An 11,649-nucleotide genomic window follows, 5' to 3' on the forward strand; every position below is an offset into this window, starting at 1 on the left:
CCGCGAAGAACGCATCAATCAACAATCAGGCATGCGCCCCCAACGCCTCCCGAAACCGCCGGGTACTCACCACCGCCAGCAGTAACCCCACCACCGCCACACTCCCCCCAACCATGCCGATATCCGCCACGCCTATCTGGCTGCTGACAATGCTCCCCAGCAACGCACCACCGCCGATGCCGATGTTGTAGATACCGGAGAACAACGCCATGGCCACATCGGTCGCGTCGGACGCCAGCTTCAGCGTCTTGGACTGCAGCGACAGGCTGAAGCTGAGAATCGCCACGCCCCACAGCATGCTCAGCCCGGCAAACGCATAGAAGTTGCCCGACAGCGGCAACAGCAGCAGCAGGCAAGCCGCCAGCAGGCCGATGGAGCCCACCAGGAAGCCATGCGGGAAGCGGTCGCTGTAGCGGCTGAACAGCACCGAGCCAAACACCCCCGCCCCGCCAAACAGCAACAGCAGCAACGTGGTGCGCTCACCGCCGACCTGCGCCACGTGCAGGGCGAAGGGTTCGATGTAGCTGTAGGCGGTGAACTGGGCGGTGATCACCAACGTCACCAGCACGTAGGTAATCACCAGCGCCGGGCGTTTGAACAGGATCGGCAGGCTGCGCAGCGAGCCGGAGTTCTGACTGGGCAGCAGCGGCAGCGACTTCATCAGGCACAGCATGGTCACCAGGGCCACGCCGGCAATGCTCAGGAAGGTAATGCGCCAGCCCAGCGCCTCACCCACCACACGCCCCAGCGGAATACCCAGCACCATCGCCAGCGTGGTGCCGGTGGCCAGCAACCCCAAGGCCTTGGCCTGCTGCCCCGGCGGCGCCACGCGCACGGCCAGGGAGGCAGTGATGGCCCAGAACACGGCATGGGACAAGGCAATACCGATGCGGCTGACCAAGAGCATGGCAAAGCTCTGCGACAGCCACGACAGCAAGTGGCTCACGATGAACACCAGGAACACGAACAGCAACAAACGCCGCCGCTCGACGTTGCGGGTCAGCAGCATCATCGGCAGCGAAGCCAGCGCCACCACCCAGGCGTAGATGGTCAGCATCAGGCCGACCTGGGCGGTGGTCATGTCGAAACTGCGGCCAATATCGCTGAGCAACGCCACCGGCACGAACTCGGTGGTGTTGAAGATGAAGGCTGCCAGGGCCAGGGCGATCACGCTCAGCCAGCTACCGCTCCCGGCGGTGGTTGGCAGGTGGGTGGGGATGGGTCCGTTCATGGGTGGGAAGCTGTTCTCCGCAGGCAAGGCGCAAGGACGCGCATCAGGGGCCAAGTGTCGGCCGCGCTGAAGCACGGGTTTGTTATTGGAAGGAATGCCGGCATGGTACGCGCCAACACCGGCCCTCACAACCCGCTGTGCATTCGGATGCCATGCGGTTCTTTTGTAGGAGCGGCTTCAGCCGCGAACACCGGCAAAGCCGGTGCCAGGCACCGCGTCGCCTGCTTCGCGGCTGAAGCCGCGCCTACAAGTTTTGCGCAACCTTTGGGATTCAGCCCTGCAGCGTGGCCATGTCGATCACGAACCGGTACTTCACATCACCCGCGATCATGCGCTCATACGCCTGGTTGATATTACGGATGTCCAGCAGTTCGATGTCGCAACGAATGTCATGCGCGGCACAGAAGTCCAGCACTTCCTGGGTTTCGGCAATGCCCCCGATCAACGAGCCGGCCAATACCCGGCGTTTCATCACCAGGTTGGCGGCGTGCACGGCCGGGTCGATCGGCTCGATCAGGCCTACCAGAATGTGCACACCATCAAACTTGAGGGTTTCCAGGTACGGGTTGAGGTCGTGCTGCACCGGGATGGTGTCGAGCAGGAAGTCAAAGCGGCCGGCGGCGGCGCGCATCTGCTCGGCATCGGTGGACACGATCACATGGTCCGCACCCTGGCGGCGCGCCTCGTCGGCCTTGGCCTGGGAGCGGGTGAACAGGGTCACTTCGGCGCCCAGCGCCTTGGCCAGCTTGATGCCCATGTGGCCCAGGCCGCCCATGCCGAGAATGCCGACCTTGTGGCCAGGGCCAACGCCATGGTGCTTGAGCGGCGAGTAGGTGGTGATGCCCGCGCACAGAATAGGCGCTGCGCTGGCCAGGTCCATGCCTGCCGGGATGCGCACCACGAAATGCTCGCTGACCACGATGCTGTTGGAATAACCGCCCATGGTGTTGCTGCCATCAACCCGGTCAGGGGTGGCGTAGGTCATGGTCGGGCCTTCCAGGCAGTATTGCTCCAGGTCCTTGGCGCAGGCTTCGCAGTGGCGGCACGAGTCGACCATGCAGCCCACGCCGACCAGGTCGCCGACCTTGTGCGTGGTCACTTTGTCGCCCACCGCCGTGACGCGGCCGATGATCTCGTGGCCTGGCATCAGCGGGTAAACGGCGATGCCCCATTCGTTGCGGGCCTGGTGGATGTCGGAATGGCACACGCCACAGTAGAGGATCTCGATGGCCACGTCGTCCGGGCGCGGGCTGCGACGCTCGAAGGTCATGGGGGCCAGCGGGCTGGACGGGGTTTGAGCGGCATAACCAATGGCGGTGTACATGCAGGGCCTCATGAAGAAGTGAAACGATTCAGGCGGCGCATTCTGCGCGCCATCACCTACGCTGCCCACGGCAGATTCTCCGGCATGCATGCCTGATCCTCCGAACCTTGCCCTGGCCATCTGGCGTTACACCTTCAATCTGCGATGATGCAACTGTCTGATTCTCTGCCCTGGTTCATCATGCAGCTCACCCGCCACGTCGACGCCAATGCCACGCTGTGCACGCTCATCCGCAGCCTCGCCACCCGCCCGGGGTTCGTGCCCACGCACCTGCCCCAAGTGCAGGTACTCAGCTGGGACCATTACGTGGCCAGTAGCCCGCAAATTTATGAGCCAAGCCTGATGATCCTGGCCCAGGGCAGCAAACTGGCGCGCCTTGGGCCGCGCACGCTGGAGTACGGCGCCGGTCACTACCTGGTGCAGGCACTGTCCGTGCCGTTCATGTGCGAAACTTTTGCCACTGCCGATGCACCGCTGCTGGGTGTGGCGGTAGACATCGACCGCGCGGTGCTGGGCGAACTGGTCCAGAGCATGGAGCTGGCACCCGACCCTGGCGTGCAGGCGCAAACGCCCCAATCCATGACCTCGGCAGCGCTGGACGCGGCGATGCGCGACAGTGTGGAACGCCTGTTGCGCTGCCTGCAAAACCCGGTGGACGCCAAGGTGCTCGGGCCGGCACGTGTGCGTGAAGTGCTGTATACCGCCCTGCGCGGCCCGCAAGCCGGGGTATTGCGCGCACTGGTCGAACAGCAAGGCCATTTCGCCCGCATCGGCGCCGCCCTCGCCTACTTGCGCGAGCACTACACCGAACCCTTGAGCGTCGAGGCCTTGGCGGCCTGCGCCAACATGAGCGTGTCGACCTTCCACGAACACTTCAAACGCTGCACCGACATGGCGCCGATGCAGTACCTCAAGCGCCTGCGCCTGCTTAAAGCACAACAGATGCTGATCGGTGAAGGGCTGGGCGTGGCGCAAACGGCGCACCGTGTGGGCTACCAGAGCACGTCGCAGTTCAGCCGCGAGTACAAACGCCAATTCGCGCGCAGCCCGGGGGACGAGCTGCCGTATCAGAGTTTGCCTGTCTAACCCTGGCCTGCCGGGGCTACTGGCGCTCAACCATCGCGACGATGGCTGCGCTCAACTCTTGCTTTGCCTGCTCTGGTGGCAGCTCTCCCACCGCAGCCGCCTGTGACAGCGCCTCTGCAGCCCCCACCAACAGGCGCATGCCCGCCTTGCCGATCGTGCCGCTGGGGGCAAACGCTGCAAGCGCGTGGTGGCAGCGGTCCAGAAACGGCTGCTCATAATCGCGCTTGAGGGCCTCCAGCTCCGGCGAACCTGCCAGCGCGGCCGATACCCCCGGCATTTCCCGCCCCTGGCTCATCACACAATCCACATAGGCCTGGGCAATCACCCCGGCACGGCTGGCCAGGCTCGCCTCGCAACACTTGAGCGCCTCATCGAGCATCAGCGACTGGCGCGCGTCGTAATCCTGGTACAACGCCGCGAGCAACCCGGTGCGCGTTTCAAAATGGTCGTACACCACGGGTTTGGTGACCCCGGCCTGTTCCGCCAGATACCCCAGGCTGAGGGCATCAGTGCCCTCTTCGCGCACCAGCCCCCACGCCACATCGAGTAATTGTCGGCGCCTTAGATCACGGGAAAGACGCTTGCGCGGCACAACCTTTTCATCACTTGACATGTATTACCTACCATAAGTAACTTACCAGGTGTAACTTACCTTGAGTATATAAGCGCACACGCTTAGGAGAAACCCTCATGCAAGCCTTGATCGTCATCGGCCACCATGACCCCCGCTCCCTGACTCACGCCATCGCCCATTCGCTGGCCGAAGGCCTGGCCAGTGCTGGCCACGCCGCAGAGCTGGCAGACCTTGCCAGCGAAGGCTTCGACCCCCGTTTCAGCCTGGCCGATCACGCCGTGCACCGTCGCCTGGCCGCTCCGCCCGCCGACGTGCTGCTGGAGCAGGCGCGCATCGACCGCGCAGACGCCTTGGTATTGGTGTACCCCATCTACTGGTGGTCGATGCCAGCCCTGCTCAAAGGCTGGGTCGAGAGGGTGTTCAGCAATGGCTGGGCATTCGACTTCGATGGCCAGCACACCGTCAAGAAACTGCGCGGCATGAAGGTGCACCTGGTGGGTATCGCCGGGGCCGATACCGGTACGTTCGAGCGCCACGGGTATGCAGAGGCCATGCGCGTGCAGATCGAGCACGGCATCTTTGACTACTGCGGCGCCGACGTTTTGAGTTCGACGCTGCTGCCCGACAGCGAGGGGCCTGACGCCGCACAGTGGCTGGCAACCGCCCGGCAACTGGGGCGCGACCTGTTTTTAACCGCACGCAGCCAGATCGCCTGACCGTCTCAGCCTGCCAGGGGCCACTCGGCCAGCGGCCAGTAGCGGCCCTTGCGCGACTCGAACAAGGTGAAATGCCGGGCAACGAGGTAGAACTCCGGCGCCACCGCCGCTTCGGGCACCTGGCCACTGAAGTCTCGCGACAAGGTCAGGTGCGGCCGGTATTCCCGAGCAGGCTCTTTGATGCCCAAGGGCAGCAGCGCCTGTTGCAGGCCGTAGACCAACTGGCGCAGTGCCACGGGCGTTTCCTGTGGTTCGAGCACCAAGGCACCGGCACGCGGCCAGGCATTGAGCCTGTTCAGCGACAGGCGCAGTGGCGTGCCCGGTCGGGCCAGGTTGTCCACCGCTGCGCTGATCGTCGGCACCTGAGCGGCATCCACATCGCCCAGAAACAACAAGGTGAGGTGGAAGTTTTCGCTTGGCACCGGCTTGCCGCTGCGCAGGCTCAACCCGCGCCGCCACTGGGCGATCGCCTGCCGCTGCGCCTCGCTGACAGTGAGTGCAAAAAACAGCCGTTTGAAGGGGGCGCCACTCGGGCGGATATCCTGAGGCATAACGGCTCCTTAACTTAAAACGTTTGCGCAGTCTGCCGGGCATTACACCTAAGTCGCCCGGTTTTCACGTAACAATATGTACAAACCCGCCCCATGATTGTTTATGCTGGCGGGCTTATGCCATGGCGCATGGCCATTTTTCGACAAGTAATCGTCCATGAAAATTGCACTCGTACTGATCTTCGCCCTCTCGATCGCCTATGTTCACCTGCGCGGTCGGGTGCGTCACAAGCTGACCCGCCAGCTGGGTGACCACTCCAGTTTCCTGGCCCCGGTCAACAGCTTCCTGTACCTGTTTTCCAAACACCCGGCCAAGCCTTACCTACCGGTGGAAGCCTTCCCCGAGCTGCAGCCGCTCAAGGACCACTGGCAGGAAATCCGCGAAGAAGCCCAGCAACTGTTGCATGTGGGCGAGATCAAGAAGTCCGATAATTACGACGACGTCGGCTTCAACTCATTCTTCAAAACCGGCTGGAAGCGCTTTTACCTGAAGTGGTACGGCGAAAGCCACCCCTCGGCAATGAGCCTGTGCCCACGCACCACCGAACTGCTGCAGGGCATCGGCTCAGTCAAGGCGGCGATGTTCGCCACCCTGCCGCCGGGCGCCAAGCTTGTGCGCCACCGCGACCCGTATGCCGGCTCCTACCGCTACCACCTGGGCCTGGACACGCCCAACGACGATGGTTGCTACATCGACGTGGACGGCGAAAAGTACTCCTGGCGTGATGGCGAGGCGGTGATGTTCGACGAAACATACATTCACTACGCCGCCAACACCACCGAGCACAACCGCATCATCCTGTTCTGCGACATCGAGCGACCGCTGAAGTACCGCTGGGCCAGTGCGTTCAACCGCTGGTTCAGCCGCAATGTCATGGCCGCTGCCGCCGCGCCGAACAACGCGGGCGACAAGACCGGCGGCATCAACCGCCTGTTCACCCGCATCTACAAGATTCGCGAACGTGGCAAGGCCATGAAGAAGCGCAACCGCATGCGCTATTACCTGGAAAAATGGGCGGTGGTCGCAGCGTTGGTGCTGGTGTTCATCTATATCTGAATGCCTGCAGCAGCACCAAAATCCAAGACATGCGCCCACCATCGGCTAGCCTGAAAGCTCACCCCCCTAAACCTTCCCAAGGTGAAGACGATGAGCATGATGGACTGGGACGCCTACCGTAAGCAGTTGATGGCCGGCATCGGCGATCTCAAACAATTGTCACCCGACACCGTTGCCGGCTACATGACCGCCAGCGGTGCCGGGGCCAAGACCAACCACCTGGACGCCAAGACCCGCGAACTGATCTCCCTGGCCGTGGCCGTCACCACCCGCTGTGACGGCTGCATCGCCGTGCATTCGCAACAAGCCGTCAAACACGGGGCCACCCGCGAGGAAATCGCCGAGGCGCTGGGCGTGGCAGTGGCCATGAACGCCGGCGCCGCGCTGGTGTATTCAGCCCGCGCGCTGGATGCCGTAGGCAAAGCCACCAGCTGACAGCAAACGGCGTCGCCGCCCTTGCGCGGTGGCGCCGCAACCACCAGACTTGGCGCCCTAGCCACAGCAGGAACCGCCATGATCCACATCCGCCCCATGACGCCCGACGATTTCGAGCGCTTCTGGCCTACCTTCCAGGCCGTTGCCCAGGCCCGCCAAACCTATGCCTACGACCCTGCCCTGAGCTACGAGCAGGCCCGTCACGTATGGCTGGAATTGCCGCTGCACACCCTCGTGGCCGAAGCGGATGGCGAATTGCTGGGCAGTTATTACCTCAAAGCCAATGCGGCCGGCCCTGGGGCACACGTGGGCAACTGCGGTTACATGGTGTGTGAAGCCGCCCGCGGGCAGGGCGTGGCCCGCTTGATGTGCGAGCACTCGCAAAAACTGGCGCGCCAGGAGGGCTTTCTGGCATTGCAGTTCAATTCGGTGGTCGCCAGCAACGAAGTGGCCGTGGCCCTGTGGCAAAAGCTTGGCTTTGAAACCGTCGGCCGTTTGCCCAAGGCCTATCGCCACGCCACCCTTGGCTTGGTGGACTGCCTGGTGATGTACAAATGGCTGGCGGACGAGCCCGTAGTGGAAAAACCACCCCTGCTGATCGGGCGCAAGAATATTGAGGCGCGCGTGTCGCGTCGACGCGGGCGTTAACTAGCTCCGGTCGAAAAAGCGGCTGCCCTTTTCCTTGAGCAAATCCACCAGCGCGCCCGCAGCAGGCGACAAATAGGCATCGGTACGCACCGACACCGCCACGGTGCGGCGCATGGTGGTGGCCTCGAGCGGGACCTCGCGCAGCCAGAATATTCCTGAGCCATGCTCAAGCGTTTCCCGCGCCACGAAACTCAGCAGTTGGGTACGGGCGATCAGCCGGGGCAGCAACGAGATGGCGTTGGTTTCGATCTGCACCTGTGGCGGCGGCAAGTGGTGGGCGATGAATACATTGTCGATCCAGCGCCGGGCCGTCACAGTCGGCCCCGCCAACACCCAGCGATACTGGCAAAGGTCTTCCAGGGCAACGGGAGCCGCGAACACCGGGTGATCGGCACTGGCCACCACCACCGCCTCATCATCAAGGATCGGGTAGGTGGTGAACTCCGGTTCGGCGGCAATCTGCGGCGAAATGATCACATCCAGCTGCCCTGCGCGCAGCGACTCCTTAAGCACGTCGTCCTGCGCAATGGACAACTTCAGGGTCAGCTCGGGCGCCCGCTCCAGTAAGGCGGCAGTCAGGTGTGGCAGCAAGTGTTCGGCCATGCTCGCCGCACACCCCAAGCGGATATTACCCACCAACCCGCTGGCGAAATCGCGCACCTCGCGCTCGGTTTCGGCGATGGTCAACTGCAACTGCTTGCCCCGCGCCAACAGCAGCTTGCCGACGTCAGTGAGCTTGATACGGCGCCCATCACGCTGGAACAGCCGCGTGCCCAAGGATTCTTCCAGCCGTTGAATGCTCTTGGTCAGTGCCGGCTGGCTGCGGTTGAGCTTTTCCGCGGCGCGGCCCAAGTGGCCAAGTTCGGCGATGGTTTCGAAGTAGGTGAGATCACGCAGGTCCATGATTGATGAATTTCAGTTATGGATTGATCAAAAGTAGAAAATAGACTTGATCGATTGCGCCGTCGATAATTTTCTTCGCTGCCTCCCGCGTTAACGCTGCACAAGGAGTACCGTCTTTGCAGACCGCCCTTCCCGATTCCGTCAAACCCCTCTTGCGCTGGCCCGCCCTGCTCATCTGCGCTGGCGCAGTTGGCCAGTTGCTGCATTACCTTGCCGTACCGGCAGGTTTGTTCCTCGGCCCCATGCTGGTGGCCATCCTGTTTGGCGTGTGCGGCACCGGCTTGAGCTTGCACCGGCAAGTGTTCCGTTTCGGCCAGGGGTGTGTGGGCCTGCTGGTTGCCCACTCGGTGACCTGGGGCGTGTTGGTGTCGATGGCGCAATCCTGGCACCTGATGCTGGTGGCCACCCTCATCACCGTGCTGCTGAGCGCCCTGGTCGGGCTGGGCACGGTACGCTTCGGCGGCATACCGGGCAGCACTGCCGCCTGGGGCACCGCACCCGGTGCGGCCTCGGCCATGGTGTCGATGGCCGAGGAAAACGGCGCCGACGGGCGCGTGGTGGCGACCATGCAGTATGTACGGGTGGTGTGTGTGGTGATGATTGGCTCGCTGGTCAGCCATTGGCTTGGGGCGACATCCGCTAGCGGGGCTGGCGCCAGTGCAGCAGTGATCACGCAAGGTATCCATGTGCTGAACAGCCTGCTCAGCATCGTCGTGGTGCTGGTCGGTATCACCCTCGGCAACCGCCTGCCCGCGGGCGCCTTGCTCACGCCGCTGCTGCTCGGTGGCGCCCTGCAGTTGAGTGGCCTGTTGACCATCAACCTGCCCGAACCGTTGCTGGCACTGGCTTACGGTGCCATCGGCTGCTACATCGGCCTGCGTTTCGACCAGCAAACCGTGCGCTACGTATGGAAGCGCTTGCCCACCATGATCAGCGGCGCCGTGGTGCTCATCGTGCTGTGCGCCGCTTGCGCCTGGGTATTGGCCAAGGCGATGGGCACCGACTTTCTGTCGATGTACCTGGCCACCAGCCCTGGCGGGCTGGATGCCATGGCGATCATTGCCGTGGAAACCCATGCGGATGTCGGCCTGGTGCTGGCCATGCAGACGCTGCGGTTGTTCGGCGTGATTCTTACCGGGGCATTCTGCGCACGGCAGATCATTCGGTTGACCCAGGCGCAGCCTTAACCGCGCAAGGCTGCCTCGATGGCGGCCACATCGATCTTGCCCATGTTCAGCATGGCATCGAACGCGCGTTTGGCAGCGGCCTTGTCTGGGTGCGTAAAGGCCTCGATAAGCACGCGCGGGGTGATTTGCCATGAAATACCCCAGCGGTCCTTGCACCAGCCGCAGACATTGGCCTCTCCGCCATTGTCGACGATGGCGTTCCATAGCCGGTCCGTTTCAGCCTGATCTTCGGTACTGACCTGGAACGAGAATGCCTCGTTGTGCTTGAAGGTCGGGCCACCGTTAAGCCCCACACAGGGGATGCCCATCACCTGGAACTCGACAGTGATCACATCGCCCGCCTTGCCAGACGGGTAGTCACCGGGCGCCTGGTGTACGGCAATCAACTTGCTGTCCGGGAAGGTTGCAGCGTAGAACCGGGCGGCCTCTTCGGCATTCTGGTCGAACCATAGGCAAATCGTATTCTTGGCAGTCATGGCGAAGCTCCACGTACAAGCTGGGACACTGAAGTTTAGCTTCGCAATACCCAGGCTCAGGCTGCTGCAGCGCTTCATTGCATACCATTGGTCATCATCAGAATAAGACTACTTAACGTGGCGAAACGCCCTACAGCCCAACCCCTTCACACCTGAACCACCCAACCACCATCATTCCAGACCGACCTCACCAGCGACCTTTCACAAGGAGAATCAGGTTTGTCTGACTTGGAAGCAAAGCTGCAGCACCTCACTGCCGATCAGATCGAGACGCTGTACAACGAATATACAAAGGGTGAACGGGTTGCCGTGCTGCTGGAGCGCTACGGCGTAGACCTGACACCCGCCAGCCTGATCAAGGCCTTGCCGCCCGTGCCCTGCACAGAATTGTCATGCCCCTACTGCAAAAAGTGCATGTACCAGAAACGCAAGAGCAGAACCTCCCCCAGCTGGCAGGACAGCATGGTCTTCTGCAAAACCTGCACGCATCGCCATTACCACCCTGGGCGTTCCCGCTGGCGGCGTGACTGCACCTGCCCGCCGTGCGCGGCGGAGCGCGAGCGCTCGCAGCAAGAGCAGGCAATGGATCACCGCCGACGCGTCGTGCAGCACTGGTCGCTGGCAAAAAGGGCGATGGTGCCGTTCCATGAACTGACCATCACCCACAAACTGCACCTGATGGCCATGCTTGAAGTGCGCAAGGATGTGCAACACAACGTCCTGCATGCCGCCGAGCATGCAACCGGTGACGCCTGGGTCAGTCCCTCAACAGCCATGGATACGCAAATCCTGCAGGCGTTACATGAGGATGGGATCCTGCTGGTCGACCCGAATTCGCCGCTCGATGCGTTCAGTAATGACCTGGCACCCAAAGCCTGGCGCGACAAAGTCCGCTGGGTGGGCAACGTGACCCTGGATGGGGAGCACCGGGCGGGCCTGACGCCGCTGTACCGCGTGTTGCACAAAGAGCTGTCCGCCGGCGCACGGCCTCAATGGCGGGCACAGCTCATCGAAGCGATCCGGGCGCTGCTGATCGAAGAAGTGTGTGTTTACATTGCCGCACGCTGTGCCGAACACGGCCTGCCGTTCGAGGCCCGCAAAAAGGCCGAACAAGTGGCCGCGCAGCTGCTGGAAACGCACCCCGTGCGCCATGTGTGGTCACTGGCCAACACCGCCATTCGCGGTGCCTTGTCGTTCATCGCCCGCAGCCATGTGACCAAACTGCATGCCGCCAACACCATTCCTGCCAGCATGCTGGCCATGGGTGAACGCGCACTCAGGGAACATTGGCAGTTCAGCCAGGCAACCTATGGGATCAACGCACCCCGGTCGGCACTGAGCCGGGTGCTGTTCGACGTGTTGTTGAAACAGGAGGACCACGGGTTGGAACACCCGCTTGCGGGCTACATCAATGGCCTGCCACTGGCCGGGCGCAATGGCCCGCAGTAGCGAATGACGGGG

General features: G+C 62.7%; 13 protein-coding genes. 7 read left to right on the forward strand and 6 right to left on the reverse strand.

Going from position 1 to position 11,649, the window contains the following annotated elements; translation table 11 throughout:
- Window positions 1–25 precede the first annotated feature (25 nt).
- Window positions 26–1,231 (reverse strand): sugar transporter, encoded by a 1,206-nt coding sequence (locus tag PVV54_RS15685; protein ID WP_274906133.1) that lies wholly within the window; start codon window positions 1,229–1,231, stop codon window positions 26–28.
- A gap of 271 nt (window positions 1,232–1,502) precedes the next feature.
- Window positions 1,503–2,555, reverse strand: coding sequence for a vanillin reductase (calA, locus tag PVV54_RS15690; RefSeq protein WP_274906134.1), 1,053 nt, complete (start codon window positions 2,553–2,555; stop codon window positions 1,503–1,505).
- Between the two features lie 180 nt (window positions 2,556–2,735).
- Between calA and PVV54_RS15695 the strand changes: the two genes are divergently transcribed.
- On the forward strand, window positions 2,736–3,641 hold the full coding sequence (locus tag PVV54_RS15695) for an AraC family transcriptional regulator (RefSeq protein ID WP_274906135.1): 906 nt from the start codon (window positions 2,736–2,738) through the stop codon (window positions 3,639–3,641).
- A gap of 16 nt (window positions 3,642–3,657) precedes the next feature.
- On the opposite strand, the gene PVV54_RS15700 is transcribed toward PVV54_RS15695, so the two are convergent.
- On the reverse strand, window positions 3,658–4,254 hold the full coding sequence (locus PVV54_RS15700) for a TetR/AcrR family transcriptional regulator (protein ID WP_274906136.1): 597 nt from the start codon (window positions 4,252–4,254) through the stop codon (window positions 3,658–3,660).
- Between the two features lie 77 nt (window positions 4,255–4,331).
- Here PVV54_RS15700 and PVV54_RS15705 point away from each other — a divergent pair, with 77 nt between their 5' ends.
- On the forward strand, window positions 4,332–4,931 hold the full coding sequence (locus PVV54_RS15705) for an NAD(P)H-dependent oxidoreductase (protein ID WP_274906137.1): 600 nt from the start codon (window positions 4,332–4,334) through the stop codon (window positions 4,929–4,931).
- A gap of 5 nt (window positions 4,932–4,936) precedes the next feature.
- On the opposite strand, the gene thpR is transcribed toward PVV54_RS15705, so the two are convergent.
- Complete coding sequence (gene thpR, locus PVV54_RS15710; RefSeq protein ID WP_274906138.1) at window positions 4,937–5,482, reverse strand: RNA 2',3'-cyclic phosphodiesterase; 546 nt, start codon at window positions 5,480–5,482, stop codon at window positions 4,937–4,939.
- Window positions 5,483–5,639: 157 nt separating this feature from the next.
- On the opposite strand from thpR, the gene lpxO reads away from it, so the two are divergent.
- The 3 genes from lpxO to PVV54_RS15725 all read left to right on the forward strand — a co-directional run bounded on the left by lpxO (window position 5,640) and on the right by PVV54_RS15725 (window position 7,622).
- The gene (gene lpxO / locus PVV54_RS15715; RefSeq protein WP_274906139.1) at window positions 5,640–6,539 is read left to right on the forward strand and encodes a lipid A hydroxylase LpxO; all 900 of its coding nucleotides are present in this window, start codon (window positions 5,640–5,642) and stop codon (window positions 6,537–6,539) included.
- A gap of 90 nt (window positions 6,540–6,629) precedes the next feature.
- Window positions 6,630–6,974: a carboxymuconolactone decarboxylase family protein gene (locus PVV54_RS15720; protein ID WP_274906140.1), complete on the forward strand. Its 345-nt coding sequence runs from the start codon at window positions 6,630–6,632 to the stop codon at window positions 6,972–6,974.
- 78 nt (window positions 6,975–7,052) lie between these two features.
- Entirely contained in the window at window positions 7,053–7,622 is a 570-nt protein-coding gene (locus PVV54_RS15725; protein ID WP_274906141.1) for a GNAT family N-acetyltransferase, read from the forward strand.
- Here PVV54_RS15725 and PVV54_RS15730 read toward each other — a convergent pair whose 3' ends face one another.
- A complete protein-coding gene (locus tag PVV54_RS15730) occupies window positions 7,623–8,525 on the reverse strand; it encodes a LysR family transcriptional regulator (protein ID WP_274906142.1) in 903 nt (300 codons plus the stop codon).
- A 116-nt stretch (window positions 8,526–8,641) separates the two neighbouring features.
- On the opposite strand from PVV54_RS15730, the gene PVV54_RS15735 reads away from it, so the two are divergent.
- Complete coding sequence (locus tag PVV54_RS15735) at window positions 8,642–9,712, forward strand: AbrB family transcriptional regulator (protein ID WP_274906143.1); 1,071 nt, start codon at window positions 8,642–8,644, stop codon at window positions 9,710–9,712.
- On the opposite strand, the gene PVV54_RS15740 is transcribed toward PVV54_RS15735, so the two are convergent.
- On the reverse strand, window positions 9,709–10,188 hold the full coding sequence (locus PVV54_RS15740) for a VOC family protein (protein WP_274906144.1): 480 nt from the start codon (window positions 10,186–10,188) through the stop codon (window positions 9,709–9,711). The two genes, PVV54_RS15735 and PVV54_RS15740, sit on opposite strands and share 4 nt — an antisense overlap.
- A 219-nt stretch (window positions 10,189–10,407) precedes the next feature.
- On the opposite strand from PVV54_RS15740, the gene PVV54_RS15745 reads away from it, so the two are divergent.
- Window positions 10,408–11,637 (forward strand): hypothetical protein, encoded by a 1,230-nt coding sequence (locus PVV54_RS15745; RefSeq protein ID WP_274906145.1) that lies wholly within the window; start codon window positions 10,408–10,410, stop codon window positions 11,635–11,637.
- Window positions 11,638–11,649: the final 12 nt, after the last annotated feature.

Source organism: Pseudomonas sp. PSKL.D1 (genome assembly GCF_028898945.1).
Classification (GTDB): Bacteria; Pseudomonadota; Gammaproteobacteria; order Pseudomonadales; family Pseudomonadaceae; genus Aquipseudomonas.

Bases quoted from the DNA above. Each gene is read 5' to 3' on its own strand.
- PVV54_RS15685 (WP_274906133.1), bottom strand. From the start codon at position 1,231: ATGAACGGACCCATCCCCACCCACCTGCCAACCACCGCCGGGAGCGGT.
- calA (WP_274906134.1), bottom strand. From the start codon at position 2,555: ATGTACACCGCCATTGGTTATGCCGCTCAAACCCCGTCCAGCCCGCTG.
- PVV54_RS15695 (WP_274906135.1), top strand. From the start codon at position 2,736: ATGCAGCTCACCCGCCACGTCGACGCCAATGCCACGCTGTGCACGCTC.
- PVV54_RS15700 (WP_274906136.1), bottom strand. From the start codon at position 4,254: ATGTCAAGTGATGAAAAGGTTGTGCCGCGCAAGCGTCTTTCCCGTGAT.
- PVV54_RS15705 (WP_274906137.1), top strand. From the start codon at position 4,332: ATGCAAGCCTTGATCGTCATCGGCCACCATGACCCCCGCTCCCTGACT.
- thpR (WP_274906138.1), bottom strand. From the start codon at position 5,482: ATGCCTCAGGATATCCGCCCGAGTGGCGCCCCCTTCAAACGGCTGTTT.
- lpxO (WP_274906139.1), top strand. From the start codon at position 5,640: ATGAAAATTGCACTCGTACTGATCTTCGCCCTCTCGATCGCCTATGTT.
- PVV54_RS15720 (WP_274906140.1), top strand. From the start codon at position 6,630: ATGAGCATGATGGACTGGGACGCCTACCGTAAGCAGTTGATGGCCGGC.
- PVV54_RS15725 (WP_274906141.1), top strand. From the start codon at position 7,053: ATGATCCACATCCGCCCCATGACGCCCGACGATTTCGAGCGCTTCTGG.
- PVV54_RS15730 (WP_274906142.1), bottom strand. From the start codon at position 8,525: ATGGACCTGCGTGATCTCACCTACTTCGAAACCATCGCCGAACTTGGC.
- PVV54_RS15740 (WP_274906144.1), bottom strand. From the start codon at position 10,188: ATGACTGCCAAGAATACGATTTGCCTATGGTTCGACCAGAATGCCGAA.